The following is an 18,281-nucleotide window of genomic DNA, read 5'->3' as shown; positions in this document are numbered from 1 at the left end:
GGTCACTCATCGGTTTCCGCGGGCTCGTACCACATCGCGACGAGCAGTGCCAGCGCGAACAGGGCGACGCCGAGGAGGGCGTTCGAGACCCACCGCTCGCCCGTCCCGAGTGCTACCGTTCCGCTCGCGATCAACACCGTCACGATCGCGACCGTGGTCGCGCCACCAGCCAGTATCGAGAAGCGTACACCAAACCCGACCATAGCGTCACTCCTATCCAGCCAGTTGAGATAAGGCGACGGCCTGAATTCGCAGCCGTCACTCGACGTCGTCGTGGGTGAGCAGCGATCGATCGCGGTCGCCCGCGGGCGCCTCGTACGTGACGACTTCGAGCAAGTTGCCGCTCGGATCCAGGAAGTAGAACCCCTCGAATTCGCCCCAGTCGTAGGGGCCTTGCTTCGGAAACTGGTCGTTTAAGTCGGCCATCAGCGACTCGTAGGCGTCTCGATCGGTCTCGAACGCGAGGTGGGCTTTGTCGAGCGGGTGATCGAGACCGCGTTCGTCCCACCGATCGGCGCGCCCGGTTTCGACGAGCGTGACGACGGTCTCGCCGACCCGGAACATCGCGTGGGCGCCCTGGAAGTCCGACGGATCCCGCAGTACCTCGAGATCGAGGACGTCGCGGTAGAACGCGTAGCAGGTCTCGAGGTCGTCGACGTCGACGTTGACGTGATCGACGGCGTCCATGATCCGCTCAGACCTCCACCCGTCCGGCGTAGTCCCGGATGACTTCGGCGTCCCTGTCGACGAAGTCGTTCGTCCACACAGCTTTCGGGTCGACGTCTCCCTCCAGCAGGTCGGTCTCGGAAAGCGTGCGCCCGAGCGTGCGCCACCGGTCGCCGTCGTGGGTGCCCCACCCTCGCCGGCGGACGGCGTCGGTGAACTGGAGGTCCGTCGCGGCCGTCTCGAACTTCCGTCGCTCGACGGGGCGTCGTCGCTCGAGCGTGGCGTTGCGCTCGACGAGGACGTCGATCGCCGCCTCGGGATCGCGCGTCGCCGTCGCCCACCCGCGGGCCGTCGCGCGAAGGAACGCGCGGACCGTCTCCGGATTCTCTCGGGCGAACTCGGGACTGGAGACGATCGTCATGCCGTAGACGTCGAGGTGGTTCCCGATCGGCAGTTCGTCGGCGGTCCGATCGTGTTCGCGCTCGAGTTCGTAGCCGTTCGTGACGACGCCGACGGCGGCGTCGACCTCGCCATCGAGGAGTTTGTGCTGGACGCGGTGGTGGGTGTGGTCGTCGACGCCGAGCAACTCGACCTCGTCGCGGATGCCCTCGTCCTCGAGCAACTGGGCCGTCAGGATTCGGGTCTTGGTCGCCGAGGGGGCGATCGTCCGACCGACCAGTTGGGCCGGACGCTCGAGCGGTTCGCCGAAGACGTCCCGAAGGGTGTAGATCGCCGCCGGCGTCTTCCCCGTCACGGCGGCGACGGCGAGCGGATCGAGGCCGCGGCTCTGAACCGAGAGGACGGCGCTCGCACCCGCAAGCGCGAACTCGGCTCGCCCCTTCGCGGCCCGTTCCGCGGCGAACGGCGAGCCGTGGCCCTCGACGAACCGCACGTCGAGGCCCTCGTCCCCGTAGAAACCCCGCTCGCGGGCGAGGAAGTACGGCGCCTGGAACCCGTTCGGCTCCCAGTTGAGCTGGAAGTCGACGGCCGTCGGTTCGGTCGCTGCTCGTTCGTCGGCGGTCGCGGCGTCGGCGGACCGTTCGGACGTCATTGCGACGGCGGCACCTCCAGCCGGAACGTGTCCTCGGGAATGCGATCGACGCCGAGCGCCTCCGCGCCGGCGACCTCGAGCAGGTGATCGAACAGCCGCCCCATCGCCGCGATCGTCTCCCGGTCCCAGTCGGTGACGACCATCTCCCGCCACCCGTCGCGGATTCCGCGAACGACGGCGGGGTCGTCCTCGTACATCATTCGATCGGCGAGTTCCGCCCAGAGATCGTCGTCACGGCGCAGCCGATCGACCGCGTCGGCGTACGCGCCTCTGAACCCGCGGACGGCTCGAGGATTCGCCGTCAGGTACCGCTCGCTCGTGAGGAACGTCGAGATCGGCAGCGTCCGGTCGGCGCCCGAGAGACGTTGCACGAGGTCGGCCACCGGGAGCGCCTCGCGGTACGGGCCCGTCTCGACGATTTCGGGGACGATCTGCCAGAACTGGAGGGCGGCGTCGACCTCGCCGTCGCGCAGCATGCGCGTGAGTTGGACCTTCGATCCCGACTCGACCGACGTCGCCTCGTCCTCTGGATCGAAGTCGTGGTACTCCCGGCACGCGGCCCGCGTCAGGATCCAGTTCTTGTCCAGTCGACGGACCACGCCGATGCGGCAGTTCCGAAGGTCCGAAAGCCCCTCGATCGGCGACGCCTCGGGGACGACGAGGCCGCCGACGGTCCGCCCGTAGGGGTGGACGGCGACGATCGGCGCGCCGCCGGCCCGCTCGCGTGCCGTCGAGATGTAGTCGATATCGATCAGGTCCGCGTCCCCGCCGTGAAGTTTGGCCTCGACCGTCTCCTTGCCGTCCTCGAGTTCGTCCGAGACGAGTTCCACGTCGAGGTGGAAGCCGTGGTCGCGATCGAAGCCGAATCGCTTGATCGCGTACAGCAGATACCGCGGGCTGCCGTTGTGCTCGAACCGGGCGCGCATCACCGGCAGGTCGCCGGGGTCGTCGTGGAGTTCGTCCAGCGCCGCCTGTTGGGTGTCGATATCCATGGTTCTCGTGGATTAGTGGGGTGCGACGATCGCGCCGATCTCCGCCCGCTCGTCGATCAGGTCCCGGTCTTTCATCCACTCGAGGTGGGCGGCCAGGTCATCGGGGTCGGCGAGTTCGGGAACCTCGTACCGCGGGACGGTGACCGACTCGCGGATCGCGGCCAGATCGACGTCGTCGAAGAGATCGGGCGCGACCTCGAGATCGGCTTCGAGCATCTCGAGGTACTGCGCGCGGAACGCCGACGGGTTCTCGTTGATCTCCTCGACGGCGCGGCCGTACGCTCGCATGAACGCCGCCAGCGCGTCGTCGTCGAGATCCTCGGTCCCGACGACGCCGACGTGGTTCTCGAACTCGAGTATCCGCCGGAAGCCGAGGTGGTCCGCGAGCGCGCTGTGCGGATCGAGCAGCGTTGCGGCGTCGACCGTCCCCCCGCGGAGAGCCCGCAGCCGATCGGTCGGCATTCCCTGGTGAACGAGTTCGATCTCGCCGGGGTCGAGGTGCTCCTCGAGCGCCCGGATCGCCGTGTACTCCTGGCCGGTTCTGCGGTTCACCGCGACGGGAACGTTCGCGAGATCGCTCGGTTCCTCGATCGACGTCTCCGGTCGGACGTACAGCGCGTACGGCAGGTCGGCGAACGCGCCGTGGGCGACGATCCGCCCGTCATCGAGCGACCAGGTCCGCTTGAGGCTCTCCCACTTGCAGACCGGGTAGAGGTCGACGTCCGCGTCTCCGGTCAGGGTCTCGTCCCCCGGAACGTACTTCCAGTCGACGCGCCGCCGATCGCGCTCGATCAACTCGACGTCGAGCCCCTGGTCCGCGAAGTACCCCCGCCGCGCTGCGACTCGCTGCGGCAGCATGAACGAGAACGGAAGGTGAAACACCCGTAGCGTGTCACTAAGTGACATACGATGCTGCTGACGGGAAGTGGTGCCATAAAACGTTTCTAGGAAACGTTTATACGAGACGTCGGTCCCGGACACTGTCATCGCCGGACGGGATAAGATTCACGTACCGGATCATCGTGTTCCCATACCGTGGTGGTTGGTTCCATGGATCACGTCCGGGCGGCCGACGCCGAACTCGAAGAAGTCACGACCGGGGTCTACCTGGGCGACCTCTCGACGGGCGATCGGGCGAGCATGAAGTACTGGCGGATCGAGCCGGGGGCCACCCTCCCGACTCACAGCCACGAGCACGAACAGATCGGCTACGTGCTGCGGGGGGCGCTGACGGCGATCGTCGACGGGCAGGAAGTACGCCTCGAGGAAGGCGACGCCTACAGGTTTCCGAGCGGGCAGCGCCACGGCGCGGAAAACCGGGGCGACGAACCTGCGATCGGCCTCGGAGTTCTCGCGCCGCCGCGAACCGAACCGGACTGGCGGGAGTGAGTTGACCGACCGCGTTCGGCACGAGTCGACGCTCGCCGACCGTTACGCGTCGGATACCGCACGGTCCGGCACCCACTCGAGGACGGGACTCGACTCGGGAACGGCCAGCGAGACGATCGATCGCCCGCACGCCTCGCACGCGACGTCGATGGCGATCTTCGGGCGTCGACAGCAGTGTTCGAGGCGCTCGACGCGAGCGTCGAGTCGGCCGTCGCATGCGGGACAGCGCTCCCTGAGGAGCCGCAGTCCCGCGAGCACGTCGCGGCGATCGTCCGGATCGAGCGCGGCCCAGCCGTCGAGTTCGTCGCGGAGTTCGCGATCGGCGGCGACGTCCGCGGCGAGCGCCGCGTCCGACTCCCACCGGACCAGCCGATCGCCGTCGAACTCGACGGTCGCGTCCCCGCGTCGATCGACGGTGTCGGCGTCGAACGCGGCCGCGATCGCGTCCGCGTCGGGCGCGGCGACGTCGTCGGTCGGGTTCGTCTCGCGATCGAGCCGATCGCGCCATCGCGCTCGAAACTCGACCGTCAGCCGAACGTCGCCCGCCTCCCGGATCACCACGTCGGCGGTCGAAAGCGCGGCGACGGCGTCCTCGAAGTCGGCCGTCTCGATCGTCGGTCGCTCCCAGCCTCGTTCGGGAGCCTTACCGAACCAGGACAGGACGGACGCCGGGAAGTACCGACGGGTGAGCGCGGGGGTGCCGGGAATCAGATAGCCGCGGAGGTAGATGATTGCCAGGAAAACGGCGAACGCGAGCGCGCCGACGGGGGCGGAGCCGACGACGCCGAGGCCGATCGCGAGGCCGATCGCGATCGCGACGTTCACCGCGGTACACGGCGAACAGCGGTTCTCACCGGTGTACTCGGGCCGTGCGAACCGCGCGAGCACATCCGACGCGTCGATCACTGGCGATCACTGCGGGAGATACGCCGCCCGCGCTGAAAAAAGCACGACCGATGGTATCGAACGGCCCGTTCGGGGTCGACCGATAGCGACCGTCGATCGACGGACGCTACTCTCGGGGAACAACTCCTCCACGGAGCACTCGAAGTAATCGGCCGACCGATAGGCGAGTTCGAGAGACGGATTGTACCGCCCTCGCTCGAGCGCGCTGATCGTCTGTCGGGTTACGCCGATCTCTCGCGCGAGTTCTTCTTGGGTCACGTCCTTCATCGCACGGTGGACCTTGATCGTGTTCTCCATGCTATCCGCCCAGCGGATCTCCGTACCTCACGACGACGTACCCGATACCCAGCGAGACGAGTCCGGCCGCGATATAGACGGTCCTGACGCCCTCTTCCGACGTTATCCGGAAAAACGAATCGAAGACGATCGCGTTGATCAGAATTCTCTTTTCGCGCGGCGAGGACGGGTCCGTCCTCCTCTTCGTGCTCCGCTACCCGGACGAAGTGCATCCCACGGACGACCGCGAAAACGCAGTTCGATCGCTCGTCGCCGGTTCGTTCCCCCCGAAAGCCCGAGCGGACGACGAGTCGGCCGCTACTCTCGATCGGCGTCGTCCCGCCCGATCAACAGCGGATCACGGATTTCGAGGGCCGTCTCGAACTCGTCCTCGCGATCGGCGCGCCGACCGACCCGAAGCAGCTGTTCCTCGTGCGCGCGGCGGACTGCCGACCGCTCGCGATCGCTGAACCCGAGATCGTCGCCGAGTTGCTCCCAGTGGTTCCGGTCGACGAAGAACGCCTCGAACGCCTCGCCCTCGTAGACGCGCTCGTACTCGCGGCGATACCGCTCCCGGTCCGCCGTCAGCCGCTCCTGTACGAGGTCGACGAGATCGGGCAGCCGCGCCGGCTGCACGCTCGACTTCGCGGCCGTGAGCAGAAGCACCTGCCCCTCGATCGGCTCGCCGGCCATCAGCCACCCGCGCGCATCGCCTTCTGGGCGAACCGATCGACGAGCGGTTCGAGCGTCTCCTCGTCGCCCTCGAAGACGACCGTCACTTCGGTCAGCGTCAGCGAGGGGCCGATCCCGACCTGCTCGGAGGAGAGGGTCGCCGACCAGTCGTCGCCCTCGACCGCGCCGTTGTCGACGCGCTCGCCGCCCAGATTCGTCAGATAGCGGATCGCGAGGCGTTCGGAGATGCCGCGAAAAGAGCGCTCGATACGCGTTCGCCGTTCCATACCGCGGCTTCGATCGCCAGCCTGATAAAATCGCGTTCGACGGCACGGAGTCCCGTTCTGGAACTACTGTACGGTATCTTCGATCGATGGGGACACTACGAAAGCCCCTGGCGCTGCCGACTCCCAGGCTCGCTGCGGTCCTCGCCTCACTCCGTTCGGCTGCGGTCCTTGTGTCGCCCGGGTTCGCCGGCAGCGCCAGCCCCTTTCAGTCCCACCCGCGATGGCATCCCGGTCAGCCGAAACGGGTGGGACTGAAAGGGCTGACACGCTCGACCACCCAGGTGGTCGAGCGTGTCAGGGGCTTTCGTGGTGTTCTCGATCGCGTCAGCGCTCACCACGCAGACTCCGAAATAGGTCAGCCGATCGCTCTGAACAGCACGACCGCGCCGACGCCGGCACACAGCGCGAGCAGGATATTCTCGGTTCGCCACATCACCAGGACGACGAGACCGGCGGCACCCCACTCGGCCGGGCCACCGGCTGCCAGTTCCGGGCCGAGGATGGCGATCACGATCGCGCCGGGCAACACCGAGAGGCCGGCTTCCAGCCGATCGCTCACCTCGATCCGGCTCAGGAGCCACAGTCCGCCCACCTTCGTCACTGCCGTCACGCCGGCCATCGCGAGTATCACGGCGACGACGAGGGGATCGAGCGCGAGAGCGCCCTCATGGATCATACCGGATCACCTCGACGCTGGCGGCGACGAGGCCGCCGAGCAGGATGTACCACCGGCCGGGGAGGAGGTCCGCCGCGAGAACGGCCGTTCCGAGCGCGACGAGCCACGGGACGAGCGTCGATCGGCCCTCCCAGAGTTCGGCCGCGAGCGCGACGAAAACGGCCGCGAGGATGAAGTCGAAGCCGTACGCCGCGGGATCGCCGACAGTCCCGCCGAAGAGCGCGCCGACGATCGTCGCGCCGACCCAGAAGATCCAGATCGCGATCCCGCTGCCCAGCAGGAACGCGCCGCGGCGGTTGCCCGCCTTGAAGTCGCGCATCGTCAGCGCCCAGTTCTCGTCGGCCATGAGCAGGAGGCTCCCGTAGCGCCGTCCCGCCGAGAGGTGGCGGAACCACGGCTGCAACGCCGCGCCCATCAGCGAGTACCGGAGGTTGATCGCGAACGTCGTCGCGACGATCGCCGCGATCGGGATCGGGTCCGCCCAGAGTTCGACGGCGACGATCTGCGACGCGCCGGCCAGGACGAGCGCGCTCATCATCGCCGCCTCTGCGACGCTCAGGCCGGCTTGAGTGGCGAGCACGCCGAACGCGATGCCGTAGCCGCCGACGCCGAGCGCGATCGGGACGCACGTGAGGAAGCCGGCGCGGACCCCCCGCCGATCGAACGGGACGGGGGCGCGGTCCGGACCTGCCGCTCGCTCGCCGTCCGTCTCGTCCGACGGCCCTGCCTCCCGACTCGTCGCGGTCGATAGTCGTGCGGCCTCGTCGCCCGTCCGGGACTCCGATCGCATTGCATCCTCCTCGAAGCGCGACGCGTAAAGCGATCTCGAAAGGGGAACACCCGGTCGTCGAGACCGGCGCGACGGGGAGCGTCGCGTCCGTCCGACGATCCGACGGACCGAAGAAGACGACCGCGAGAATCGATCGGTTACGCCGCCCCGCCGGCGACCGGCGGGAACACCGACACCACGTCGCCGTCGTCCAGGTCGGTCGCCGGACCCGCCATGTGAACCACGTTTCGCCCGTTCTTGAGGACGTTTAGCTGCGGGCGGATCGCGTCGCCGTCCTCCGCGAGCAACCGTCCGTCGAGGCCGTCGTACTCCGCTTCGAGGCCCGCGAGAACGTCGCCGACGGTCGCGTCGTCGTCGACCGTACGCGTTCGCTCTTTCGTGCCGACCGCCTCACGAAAGGTGGCGAAGAACCGAAGTTCGATCTCCATATTCGGTTCTCGTCCCGCGGCGACATAAGTCCGGGCGATCGGCGGGAAGCGTTCGCCAGGGGCGATTCGCGGATCGAGAGCGGGCGCCGGCCGGGATCCGCGCTCAGGGGGCCGACGCCGCCGGCGAGGACGTGTAGGAGACGGCGTCAACGTCCGCGCGCTCGAGGGCGTCGTCGATCGCGCTCGCGCCGATCTCCGTCGCGGCGGCGGGATCGTCGGCGTCGACGACGACGGTCACGGTGAACGCGACCGCGATCGTGTACGGATCGAACGGCGCCGTCGGGTGCTCGTACACCGTCGCGTCGTCGATCGCCCAGTTCGCGATCGTCCCCTCGGCCGCGAGCGATTCGAGATTCGCAGTCAGTTCCGCGGCGGCGGCGTTGCAGGCGGTCGTGTCGGTCCCCTCGTGCAGCGTCACGAGCGTCGTTCCCTCGCGAGACACGGCAAACTCCATGCCCCCTGTACCCAATGCTGGGATTTGAACCCTTGGGCTGCGTGAACGTGTCTCGGGTCTACCCGTCAGCAATCCGACCGATATCCCGATCGGGTCCGATCGCGCCCTCGGTCAGACTCAGCCCGTCCACCGATCGCTTCGCGAGGCGATCACGTCCAGTCCGGGACTGTAGTAGCGGATCGGCTCCTGGTCCGGCCGTCGGAAGCCGTTGGCCGCGAGCAGCGTATTCGTCTCGACGACGGCATCGGCCGGGTAGAGCGTCCACGGGTTGTGGTCGACGGTCGTGGTCCGAAGGGTACCGTCCGGCGCCTCCGTGTAGAACCGGTAACGTTCGACGAGAAACCGGGCCAGCGGATCCTCGGGCGCAGAGAATGGCTCTCCGGTCGGCCAGTAGCTGGCCTCGTAGCGCGCGGGGCGATCGCCGGGATGACGGCGCCGACTCGAGAACCGAACCCGGCCGTCGTCCCACTCGAGCGAGATGCGAGCGTAGTAGTACGGCAGGTGGTGGAACGCGCGAGCGCCGATCACGCTCGCGATCCCCTGGGCGTCGAGGCTGAAGAAGTAGACCCCCGGCTCGCCGTCGCAGGTGACGTACGTCCGCAGGTTGAGTTCGGGTAGTGCGACGCCGAGACCGATCGGAAGTCCACGCGGCCGAACGGCGACGTTGGTGAACGGGACCGCCGAGAGCCAGCCCGTCCCGTCGTGTTCGTCGACGGCGAGTCGATCGGGAACGTGGGCGTCGAGGAGGGACGCGTCGATCGGCCAGTTCTCGAACAACAGGTGTCGCCACCCCATCTCCAGCGGGAGGACCATACGCAAAACCTGTCGGCGGAGACGAAAACGTTCCCGTTTTCGGCGAGTCGCGATCGGCGATTCCGACCGGTGAGAATCCGCTGCCGCCCCGAGCGGTCAGGACTGCAGCGAGTCGTAGACCCCAGCCACCTGTTCGAGCGAGTGCTCGACCGAGAGCATCGCCCGACGGCGCCGGCAGAGATCCGAGAGTCGATCGTTCTCCGCGAGCGCCCGGTGGATCGCCCAGCGGAACTCCGCCAGGTCGCCGGATTCATACCGGTAGCCCGTCTCGCCCTCGATGACGCTGTCCGTGAGCGCGCCCGCGTCCACGGCGACGACGGGCGTCCCGCAGGCGGTCGCCTCGAGCGCCACCAACCCCTGCGTCTCGACCGGACTGGGGAAGACGAAGACGTCGAGCGCCGAGTAGAACTCGGGGAGTTCCTCGCGCTCGAGGAAACCGAGAAAGCAAACGTCTGCGTTCGCGTTCGCGGCGTACGCCTCGAGGGCCTCGCGATCGGGGCCGTCGCCGCCCAGAACGAGCGCACAGTCGGTTCCGTCGACGACGTCGATCGCCTCCCGCAGGTTCTTCTCCTCGCTGTGTCGGCCCGTGTAGCCGAGCAGCGGCCCCGAAGGGATATCGTACCGGTGTCGAAACGCCGTCGTGTCCATCGGGCGGAAGAACTCGGTGTCGATGCCGTTCGAGACGACGGTCGCGTTGACGTCAACGTCGACGTTATCGACCAGGTGCTGGCGCGCGAACGACGTCGGGGCGATCACGTGGTCGACGCGCTCGAAGAACGATCGCTCGTAGCCCCGGCAGATCCACTTGAGGCCGCCGACCAGCGAGTCGGGGACGTGCTGGTCCGCGCGATCGGCCAGCAGCGTGTGGTAGGAGGCGACGACGGGAACGTCGTACTCGTGGGCGAAGCGCAGCCCGGCGATCCCGACGGTAAACGGCGTATGGAGGTGGACGACGTCCGAGGGTTCGAGATCGTCGGGGATCGCTGGGAGTCCGAGCCGGTACTGCGGGTACAGCGGCGCTCGCACGCTCGGGAGCGCGTACTCCCCGTCACCGGGTTCGTAGCCGTCCATCTCGGGGAAAACAACGTCCATCGACTCCCGACATCGGGGCCACCGCTTGCGCCAGAGGGATACCGTGTACGTGACGCCGTTGACCGTCGGCAGATATAGGTCCGTGAACGCGGTGACTGTCGCCGTGTTGGCCATCGTTCGGCGGTTTCTCGTCGCGAACCAAATTGGTTGTGAAACCGATACGTCGACGCCGGCCGGCTGACGCGCGCGAACTCGTCCAGCCGATCGATCCGGTTGTCCCGCTGATCCGGTCGCCGCACCGATCCGATTGCCGCGGTGCGATTCGATCGGTCCGGACCGCCACGACGCGTGTCAGTCGATTCGAAACGCGATGTCGTGTGCGGAGAGGAGCGACCGCATCTGTTTGACGCCAGTAGCCGTATCCCAGCCGTCGCCCCGGTAGTGTTTGAGCGGGTGGCGGAGCCACGAGTACTCGCGGTGGGCAAACACGTCGACCGCGTCGCCGCCGTTTTCGAACAGCGCCACGTGCAACTGCCACGTCGCGATCGGCGACTTCCGTCGGACCCAGCTCCCGGCGGAGAGCCGGCCGTCCTCGTGTACTTTCAGGGACGCGATCGGTTCCGGTTCGAACGCCATCTCCTGAAGCTGCGCTCGAAACTCATCGAGGCCGTAGTGGGCCGTGCCGACGTACTCGTCGGGGTGCTGGATACACTGTGCGAACCCACCGAGCGGTTCCTTGACTCGGTGGAGCGTCGGGAGAACGCGACGCCGAATGCGCGTCGTCAAATCGATCGTCTGCGACCGGTTTCGATCGTCGTCCGGTCGTCCGTCAATCGCTGCCACAGTACGGCTATCGAGCACGCGGTCAAAGCCCTTGTGGCTTGTGCCTGTTCACACGCAGCGTACTCGACAACAAACGTTCACGTTCGCTGATTCGCGCGCGGAGAGGGTCACCGTGTCGCGAATTCGCGGACTCCCGCGGCCGAGGCGGACGCTCGAGGAAACCGACCAGTTCGGCGGGACGGACGATCCATTAGAGATCCCGCAGACGAATGCCGTCCTCGACCAGTCGCTGGTTGCGCTCCCGATCGAGGTGGTCGGCGAGGTCGTCGTGCTCGTAGAGCTGGGCGATCACGTCGGCGTACAGCGTCCGCCACGCGATCGCGTAGATCGGCGACTGTCCCCACGCGCGCAGCTCCGGGACCAGGTCGTCGTAGGTTTCGTGGCGGTCCTCGAACCGATCGATCGCGTCGAGCACGATCCCTGCCGCCTCGCGCTCGTCGTCGGCTTCCTCGATCGCCTGGTTCAGTCGTCTCTCCCACCCCGCGACCGCCTGCTGCATGTCCGGGCCGGCGACCGCGTCGTCGTCGGGCAGGCGATCGAGCAGCGGTTCCGGCACGCCGAGAGAAATCTCGTCCATACGATCGCGTACGGACCCCGCCGGCAAGAAACCTCAGGCCGTTCGATACCCGCCGTCGCGGATCCGCCGACTCGATTCCTGCAGTACCAGATCGTCTGCCCTCGCAGCACAGCGAGCGCGAATCCGGTTGGTTCTCGCAACGGTGAGCCACACGGGATTTCGTATAGCGCTATACGATGTATTCTGTGCGTTACTCCGCAGATCGAGTCGAAATCGCCGAACGGATCCGTCGCGTACAGCCGCTCTCGCTCGCAGTTCGGCGAGCGACGCGCTGCGCGCGAGTCGCTCGCGTCCGACCCCGAACTCACTTCGACGGCCGTACGAATCCAGTCGGCGAGGGCTCGCGAACGTGATCGTTCGCGATCGACGGAAGCAACCGGAGTGCGGTCGGCGAAATTCCGATTGACTCTCGACCCGCCAGTGCAACAGGAAGGAGCGATCGCTGCACGCCGGTACCGACACCGCCACGCGGCGTCGCGCGCCGACTCCCGCGCGGTCGACGTCCTCGACTCACCGAAGCGTTCCGAAACGACGGCGATCGGTCCGATCGAGAACTCCGATCTCGAGACCCTCAAGTGGGGTTCGCGAGCTGAGGACGCCCCTTCGGTACTTCGCAGCTTCGACTGTCGACCCGGGTCGTCCGCGACCCCAGTCGAACGCGCGACCAGTTCCTGTAGGCGTGCGAATATATTTGGCGTTCGTACCGGAATCCGACGATATGGATCTCGGTATACGGACGGCAGTCTCCGCCGACGCTCGCGGCGTCCGAAACGTTCATCTCGCATCAATCGAGGGGTCGCGGGGACGGACTACATCGACGAACAGGTCGCAGCGTGGGCGCACGACCACGACCTGGAGCGGTATCCGATCGAATCCGATGGAACGTACTTCGTCGTCGCGGAACGCGACGATCGGATCGTGGGCTTCGGCTGGATGAAACCTGACGCGGACGACTACTTTCAGCGCCCGATCCGGGGAGAGATTACCGCTATCTACGTCCATCCGTCGATCACCCGCCGCGGCGTCGGATCGCGCACTCACGACGAACTCGAAGCCCACGCCCGGCGAGAAAGTGTCGAGGTGCTCGGACTGTGGGCGTCCCGCAACGCCGTGGCGTTCTACGAGGCGCACGGTTACGATCGCGTGGCCGAACACTCGCTTGAGTTCCACGACGCGAGGGACCTGTCGTTGAGATGCGCAAGGCCTTCGATCGATAGCGGATCGCGCCGTTCGAGGCGCTCGCCGTCGGTTCGAGACGAGCGAGTCGAGCGCCTGGCCTATCGGCGTCGGCGCTCGGCAGCGACTGCCGTGCGATAAATCACATATCACGATATCAAATCGCAGAATCGGCGCAACACAGTTTCGGAGGATGAGGTGTTTCAGACCTGTTTCACGCAGGCTTCACCGCGATCGTCAGGGGCGGTCGGGGTTCTAAACCCGATTTCCGGGTGAAAATTAAAGAATGTGGGAACAAACTGTGACCATCGGTGGGCTCTCTGTTAATGCCTCAGAAAATGATTCTACGAGGAGTTCAAGCTTCTTCGTATCTGGATGAATTTCCGTGGCGAATGCAAACATACAGTACTATCTCCGTTTCTACCCAACCACGCATCAGAGTATAAAGTACGGATACGAAACCAGGACGGACAGCACTTGAGGTGCTCAATTACGCAAAATTGAAGAACCGATTACTGTCAGCACACTTCTGGACGGCATCACGCAGTTCGTGGCTGAAGCGGTGGTTCTATGCTCGCCAGAACGCCGATTGAGCCGGGAACGTCTCGGAGCCGAGATCCCGACGAAGCGACGGATTCACGTATAGGTAGTCGTGGAGTGCAGTGTCGTCCCAGCCGTTGAGTTTTTCGAGGAGAAACACTCGGACCAGGATCGTCATCGGGTACGTCCCCGAGTACGGCGCGAACGTACACTGATCTATCGGTAGCTGACGGACCAGTGTCTCGATGTCAGCATAGACGGTCGTGTGCTCGCACCACGACTGCACAATAGTCGTGACCGCTGAGACGAATTCGTTGATATCATCATTTGTCCCATCGGATTCAACAGCAAACAACGGGGGGACGGTCCGACGAGCGCCATCTAGTGAATCAGTTAGCTAACTCGTGAACTCGCCACGCGTCGCAACAAGACGACGACGATCCCACCAAACACGAGGTCAAACACACCAAGCACTACTACCGCTGGCACAATGGTATTCCAGATACCGGAGAACGCCGTCACATCGATCACCGTGAGGACATCCTGGCCGAGCATCAGCGCACGGACGGCATCGACACCGTACGTGACCGGGTTGACCGTCGCCACTACCTGCATCCACTCCGGCAGGGCGCTGACCGGGACGAATGCACTCGAAGCGAACAGCAAAGGAAACTGCAACATATACGCCCACATCGCGGTCGATGTAGCATTCTTCGTCACGAGCGCAGCGATGTTTGAGAAGGCTACAAACCACAGCGAAAACACGATGGCGATGGCGAAAACTCCGAGTACGCCTCCCAGTCCTGTTTGGATGTAGGTCTCGACCGAGCCGCCGGAATCGATCCACAAGATGAGGTATCCGAGCACGAGAATCATCGCCGTTTCAATGATAATTCGGATCACATCAGAGAGGGCTTTTCCAAGAAACATCGCCCCACGGTGGGTCGGTGAGACGAGTATTTTTTCGAACATGCCACTCTCCATGTCGTCGATCAACCCCAATCCAGAGTGGATGGCTACCGTCATGGCTGAGAGGATGACGATGGCTGGCGTGAGGAAGGTGATATAGGTAACATCCGCTCCAATCAATTCTTGGATTGGCCCTTCGGCAATCTGCCCGAACACCTGCGTGAATAATATCAGAAATATAAAGGGCGTTAACAGTGCCTCGAACACCACGGACGCGTTACGGACGGTTTTCCGAAGCCAGCGTTTGAGCGTGATCCAGACATCGACAGGAAAACTGTTGCCAGCCGCCCGGTGTTCGGCTACCCGCTCCGTTTCGGTCGTACTCATCGACCCACCTCCGTCTGGACGGTGTCACCCGGCTGGTCTTCGTCGGCCGTCTCTTCGCTCGCTGTTTCGCCAGTGATGGCGAGGAAGACGTCGTCGAGGGTCGGCGACCGAACGTCGAATCCGGTGACCGTGAAGCCAGCATCTCGCAGTGCGACCAAGAGGTCGGTCCCGGCTTGGCGTGCGTGTTCGGACGTGATAGCGATGCCCTCGTCGGTGCGTTCGATGATGTCGTTCTCGAACAGCCCCGAGTTACGTGCTACGCCCTGGGCTCGGTTACGCGTCTCGGCAGTCGGATCTTCGAGCGTAATATCGAGGACGTCGCCGCCGACCTGCGATTTGAGCGCGTTCGGTGAATCAGTGGCGATGAGTTGTCCGTTTTGAATCACCGAGAGACGGTCGCAGAGCTCGTCAGCCTCTTCCAGGTATTGGGTCGTGAGAAACATCGTCGTCCCTTGCTCGTTGATTTCACGGAAGTGCTCCCACAGGCGGTTTCTGGCTCTCGGATCTAACCCAGTCGTGGGTTCGTCGAGGAACACGAGCGGTGGCTGGTGAACCAGCGCGGTCGCAACGTCGAGGCGCTTTTTCATCCCACCGGAGAACTCTCCAGGCTGCTTGTCGGCGACGTCCGCGAGATCGACGAGATCTAACAGGTCGTCGATCCGCTCGGCGCGCTCGCTTCGGGGAACGCCGTACGTTTCACACGCGTACTGGATGTTCTCGCGGGCGGTGAGTTCCTCGTCCACGCTCGTCTCTTGGGCCATATAGCCGATCGACGAGCGGACAGCGCGGGAGTCGTCAATAACATCGAAGCCGTTGACGGTCACCGACCCGGCAGTGGGCTGTAGCAACGTCACGAACGTCTTGATCGCGGTGGTCTTCCCCGCCCCGTTCGGCCCTAAAAACCCGAAGAACTCGCCCTTCGGGACGTCGAGGTCGATGCCACGCACCGCCCGGGTGCCGTCCGAGTACGTGAGTTCGAGGTTCCGCGCTACGATCGCCGTCGAGGACGTCTCCTGTGTCTCGGTTGGTGCGATAGGCACGGTCACACTTCCTCCTCCCCTTCGCCGTTCTCTAGCACTTCGTTCGTTATCTCGACATCACTGACCGCGAGAAATCCCGTCGGAGTCGTCGTCCACAGCAGGGGAGAGCTAACTCGCTGCTCTTCGTACGATCCGGCTGGATCGCTGCCAGTCACGAGTGTATCATCTGCCAGTCGTCCAGTAACTCCTGTCGGAGCATCGGTGCATCTTTTGTTGATCTCTCGCGTCTGCATTTTCTGTCTCACGGAGGGAGAGAGACGCCGTTTCCCCTCCAGGATTACTCCGCTCATGAGCGTGATGTTTATAAGTCCACCATTCTCACTCGCGTGCATGATACGGTCCGTAGCACTTCATCCAGAGAGACGATTCGAGCGAGAACGAATAATGCGATAGAGTACGTGAACCTCGACTATAATGAGATACATAACCGTCGTCATCGCCCCAACCGAGGAATACCTTCGATCGAGCAGCGACCAACAGATGCTGGAAACCGCCGACGATCCGAGAGAGATATGGATCGATGATACGCTCGTCGCGACCCAAGAAGCGATACACTACGGCAATCTTCTCGATGATGGGACCGCCGTTGCGATCGTGCAATTTCGAGGTGATGCTGATCGGCTCGCTGAGCTGGAAGACGAAGTTCCGGAGATCATCTCGTGCACCGTGACGGGTGGTGAGACGTGGCTGGCGTATCTGCACTACGAGCCTGACGAGGTTGAAAGAGCCATTTCCGAAGTGATCGATACCGAAGCGATCAGCATCGACTGGCCGGTGAGAGAGACTGCTGACGGGGTGCAAGTCACGCTCTTCGGTGAGGACGCGGCCCTCCAGCAACTAATTGCGAGTATCCCTGATGAGATGGACCTGAGACTCGAGCGGGCAGGAGAGTATCAACCACAGTTGGATGACCCAGTGGCGCAACTCACCGACCGGCAAAAAGAGATCGTGCGTGCAGCGATCGCAGCGGGATACTACGACGTCCCACGGCGTACAACACAGCGCGACTTGGCGACCGAACTCGGATTGTCACAACGGACGATCGGAGACCATCTTCAGCGGGCAGAAGCAAAGATCATCCAATCCGTGGTTATCTGAATTTGGATAGAGGTAGTTATCATGATCGACAAATTCCGAAATTAATCCTGGCAGCATAACTTCCGCGGGAGCTATGCACGACGAATCCACCTCGCTGACTTCTGACTTGGGTTGACTTTCGGAAGTTTCGGAAGCAACCCGCCGTGGCTTAAGAGGGTTCGTGCGAAAGAGGAAGGTGTGATCGTCGACGGCCGCGTCCTGCGCGAGGATTTCGTGCCCAGCGAGGTGGTGCACCGCCACGACGAGGTGAACCTCCTCTCGGAGACCCTAGAGCCGCTGCTGTACGATCGGCGACCGGAACCGTCGTTTCTGTTCGGCCCGACCGGCGTCGGCAAGACCTGCATCGCGCGCTACACGCTCGCCCAGTTGCGCGAGCAGGAACCGTCGGTCGAGGTCGCCTACGTCAACTGCTGGCAGGAGTACACCCGGTTCCGGGTGCTCTATAGCGTGCTGGAGGCGGTGGGCCGGACGGTTGACATCCACCGATCGAGCCCGAAGGACGAACTGTTCGGGCGACTGGCGGAGACGGACGATCGACCGATCGTCGCCATCTTAGACGAGGTCGACCAGTTGGAGGAGACCGCCGCCCTCTACGATCTCCACCGGCTTCCCCACGTCTCGCTCGTGCTGATCGCCAACCGCGAGGAGGAGTTGTTCGCGAGCTTCGACGATCGGGTCCGATCGCGCTTGCGGGCCGGCACCCGGGTGCAGTTCGACCGCTACGGCACGGATGAACTCGTCGCGATCCTCGCCGAGCGGGCGACTCAGGGGCTCCAACCGGACGCGATCTCCGAGGGCCAGCTGCGAACGATCGCCGACGCGGCCTCCGGGGACGCCCGCGTGGGGATCGGCATCCTCCGATCGGCGGCCCGCCGCGCGGAGCGCTCGGGTGCGGCGTCGATCACGGACGAGGCCGTGGGGGCGGCCATCCCGGACGCGCGGACGGCCATCCGCCGCAAGACGGTCGAGGGGTTGATCGAGCACCAGCGGATCCTCTACGACGTGATCGCCGAGGCGGACGAGATCGAGCCCGGCGACCTCTACGCGGAGTACGAACGACGGGTCGACGACCCGAAGACCAATCGCACGCTGCGAAACTACCTGACGAAGATGGTCCACTACGACCTGATCGAGGCCGTCGGCCAACGCCGGGGACGAACGTACCGGCTCGTCGACGACGAGTCCGATCGCGACTGAGCGGTCCGGTTTCGAGCCGCGGGTCGACCGCCCGTGTTTCGGTCCGGGTTCCGATGCGGAGATCCAGTCGCTCGACCGAGAT

The 18,281-nt window shown here is 64.8% G+C and carries 24 protein-coding genes and 1 pseudogene; 4 read left to right on the top strand and 21 right to left on the bottom strand.

The window, feature by feature from the left end; all coding sequences use genetic code 11:
• Positions 1–2: 2 nt before the first annotated feature.
• From MUH00_RS11850 to MUH00_RS11830, 5 genes are read right to left on the bottom strand one after another with little or no spacing between them, the layout of a single operon-like run.
• On the bottom strand, positions 3–203 hold the full coding sequence (locus MUH00_RS11850) for a hypothetical protein (RefSeq protein WP_246998783.1): 201 nt from the start codon (positions 201–203) through the stop codon (positions 3–5).
• A gap of 55 nt (positions 204–258) precedes the next feature.
• On the bottom strand, positions 259–687 hold the full coding sequence (locus MUH00_RS11845) for a VOC family protein (protein ID WP_246998782.1): 429 nt from the start codon (positions 685–687) through the stop codon (positions 259–261).
• Between the two features lie 7 nt (positions 688–694).
• A complete protein-coding gene (locus tag MUH00_RS11840) occupies positions 695–1,717 on the bottom strand; it encodes an ABC transporter substrate-binding protein (protein ID WP_246998780.1) in 1,023 nt (340 codons plus the stop codon).
• Positions 1,714–2,709 (bottom strand): ABC transporter substrate-binding protein, encoded by a 996-nt coding sequence (locus MUH00_RS11835; RefSeq protein WP_246998778.1) that lies wholly within the window; start codon positions 2,707–2,709, stop codon positions 1,714–1,716. The genes MUH00_RS11840 and MUH00_RS11835 overlap by 4 nt, the downstream gene beginning before the upstream one ends.
• A gap of 12 nt (positions 2,710–2,721) precedes the next feature.
• Positions 2,722–3,615 carry an ABC transporter substrate-binding protein gene (locus MUH00_RS11830; protein WP_246998775.1) on the bottom strand — a complete coding sequence of 298 codons (894 nt, stop codon included), beginning with the start codon at positions 3,613–3,615 and terminating at the stop codon, positions 2,722–2,724.
• A gap of 144 nt (positions 3,616–3,759) precedes the next feature.
• Here MUH00_RS11830 and MUH00_RS11825 point away from each other — a divergent pair, with 144 nt between their 5' ends.
• Positions 3,760–4,098 carry a cupin domain-containing protein gene (locus MUH00_RS11825; RefSeq protein ID WP_246998773.1) on the top strand — a complete coding sequence of 113 codons (339 nt, stop codon included), beginning with the start codon at positions 3,760–3,762 and terminating at the stop codon, positions 4,096–4,098.
• Positions 4,099–4,140: 42 nt separating this feature from the next.
• Here MUH00_RS11825 and MUH00_RS11820 read toward each other — a convergent pair whose 3' ends face one another.
• The 12 genes and pseudogenes from MUH00_RS11820 to MUH00_RS11765 form a co-directional block, all read right to left on the bottom strand.
• On the bottom strand, positions 4,141–5,004 hold the full coding sequence (locus MUH00_RS11820; RefSeq protein ID WP_246998771.1) for a DUF8054 domain-containing protein: 864 nt from the start codon (positions 5,002–5,004) through the stop codon (positions 4,141–4,143).
• Between the two features lie 117 nt (positions 5,005–5,121).
• Positions 5,122–5,301: pseudogene (locus MUH00_RS23090) on the bottom strand (helix-turn-helix transcriptional regulator); the annotation flags it as partial.
• Positions 5,302–5,598: 297 nt separating this feature from the next.
• The gene (locus tag MUH00_RS11810; RefSeq protein WP_246998769.1) at positions 5,599–5,973 is read right to left on the bottom strand and encodes a DUF8048 family protein; all 375 of its coding nucleotides are present in this window, start codon (positions 5,971–5,973) and stop codon (positions 5,599–5,601) included.
• Entirely contained in the window at positions 5,973–6,239 is a 267-nt protein-coding gene (locus MUH00_RS11805) for a MoaD-like domain-containing protein (protein ID WP_246998767.1), read from the bottom strand. The genes MUH00_RS11810 and MUH00_RS11805 overlap by 1 nt, the downstream gene beginning before the upstream one ends.
• 355 nt (positions 6,240–6,594) lie before the next feature.
• A complete protein-coding gene (locus MUH00_RS11800; RefSeq protein WP_246998765.1) occupies positions 6,595–6,915 on the bottom strand; it encodes an AzlD family protein in 321 nt (106 codons plus the stop codon).
• Positions 6,905–7,705 carry an AzlC family ABC transporter permease gene (locus tag MUH00_RS11795; protein WP_246998763.1) on the bottom strand — a complete coding sequence of 267 codons (801 nt, stop codon included), beginning with the start codon at positions 7,703–7,705 and terminating at the stop codon, positions 6,905–6,907. Before MUH00_RS11795 ends, MUH00_RS11800 begins: the two co-directional genes overlap by 11 nt.
• A 137-nt stretch (positions 7,706–7,842) precedes the next feature.
• The gene (locus MUH00_RS11790) at positions 7,843–8,133 is read right to left on the bottom strand and encodes a ubiquitin-like small modifier protein 1 (RefSeq protein ID WP_246998761.1); all 291 of its coding nucleotides are present in this window, start codon (positions 8,131–8,133) and stop codon (positions 7,843–7,845) included.
• Positions 8,134–8,236: 103 nt separating this feature from the next.
• A complete protein-coding gene (locus tag MUH00_RS11785; protein WP_246998759.1) occupies positions 8,237–8,587 on the bottom strand; it encodes a hypothetical protein in 351 nt (116 codons plus the stop codon).
• Positions 8,588–8,704: 117 nt separating this feature from the next.
• Positions 8,705–9,400 (bottom strand): YqjF family protein, encoded by a 696-nt coding sequence (locus MUH00_RS11780; protein WP_246998757.1) that lies wholly within the window; start codon positions 9,398–9,400, stop codon positions 8,705–8,707.
• 96 nt (positions 9,401–9,496) lie between these two features.
• Complete coding sequence (locus MUH00_RS11775) at positions 9,497–10,606, bottom strand: glycosyltransferase (protein WP_246998755.1); 1,110 nt, start codon at positions 10,604–10,606, stop codon at positions 9,497–9,499.
• A 177-nt stretch (positions 10,607–10,783) separates the two neighbouring features.
• Complete coding sequence (locus MUH00_RS11770) at positions 10,784–11,275, bottom strand: hypothetical protein (protein ID WP_246998753.1); 492 nt, start codon at positions 11,273–11,275, stop codon at positions 10,784–10,786.
• Positions 11,276–11,465: 190 nt separating this feature from the next.
• Positions 11,466–11,852: a DUF7971 family protein gene (locus MUH00_RS11765; RefSeq protein ID WP_246998751.1), complete on the bottom strand. Its 387-nt coding sequence runs from the start codon at positions 11,850–11,852 to the stop codon at positions 11,466–11,468.
• A 381-nt stretch (positions 11,853–12,233) separates the two neighbouring features.
• Between MUH00_RS11765 and MUH00_RS11760 the strand changes: the two genes are divergently transcribed.
• Positions 12,234–13,169: a GNAT family N-acetyltransferase gene (locus MUH00_RS11760; protein ID WP_246998749.1), complete on the top strand. Its 936-nt coding sequence runs from the start codon at positions 12,234–12,236 to the stop codon at positions 13,167–13,169.
• A gap of 427 nt (positions 13,170–13,596) precedes the next feature.
• Here MUH00_RS11760 and MUH00_RS11755 read toward each other — a convergent pair whose 3' ends face one another.
• The 4 genes from MUH00_RS11755 to MUH00_RS11740 all read right to left on the bottom strand — a co-directional run bounded on the left by MUH00_RS11755 (position 13,597) and on the right by MUH00_RS11740 (position 16,236).
• Positions 13,597–13,746, bottom strand: coding sequence for a hypothetical protein (locus tag MUH00_RS11755; RefSeq protein WP_246998747.1), 150 nt, complete (start codon positions 13,744–13,746; stop codon positions 13,597–13,599).
• 215 nt (positions 13,747–13,961) lie between these two features.
• Positions 13,962–14,864, bottom strand: coding sequence for an ABC transporter permease (locus MUH00_RS11750; RefSeq protein WP_246998745.1), 903 nt, complete (start codon positions 14,862–14,864; stop codon positions 13,962–13,964).
• Positions 14,861–15,904: an ATP-binding cassette domain-containing protein gene (locus MUH00_RS11745; protein WP_246998743.1), complete on the bottom strand. Its 1,044-nt coding sequence runs from the start codon at positions 15,902–15,904 to the stop codon at positions 14,861–14,863. Before MUH00_RS11745 ends, MUH00_RS11750 begins: the two co-directional genes overlap by 4 nt.
• Positions 15,905–15,906: 2 nt before the next feature.
• Positions 15,907–16,236, bottom strand: coding sequence for a hypothetical protein (locus MUH00_RS11740; protein ID WP_246998741.1), 330 nt, complete (start codon positions 16,234–16,236; stop codon positions 15,907–15,909).
• Positions 16,237–16,318: 82 nt separating this feature from the next.
• Here MUH00_RS11740 and MUH00_RS11735 point away from each other — a divergent pair, with 82 nt between their 5' ends.
• Complete coding sequence (locus MUH00_RS11735; protein ID WP_246998739.1) at positions 16,319–17,002, top strand: helix-turn-helix domain-containing protein; 684 nt, start codon at positions 16,319–16,321, stop codon at positions 17,000–17,002.
• A 177-nt stretch (positions 17,003–17,179) separates the two neighbouring features.
• Positions 17,180–18,199, top strand: coding sequence for a Cdc6/Cdc18 family protein (locus tag MUH00_RS11730; RefSeq protein WP_246998737.1), 1,020 nt, complete (start codon positions 17,180–17,182; stop codon positions 18,197–18,199).
• Positions 18,200–18,281: the final 82 nt, after the last annotated feature.

It is taken from the genome of Halosolutus gelatinilyticus, from assembly GCF_023028105.1.
GTDB classification, from domain to species: Archaea; Halobacteriota; Halobacteria; order Halobacteriales; family Natrialbaceae; genus Halosolutus; species Halosolutus gelatinilyticus.
The sequence above is the reverse complement of the archived record's forward strand: the minus strand, read 5'-3'. Positions and strand labels throughout refer to the sequence as shown.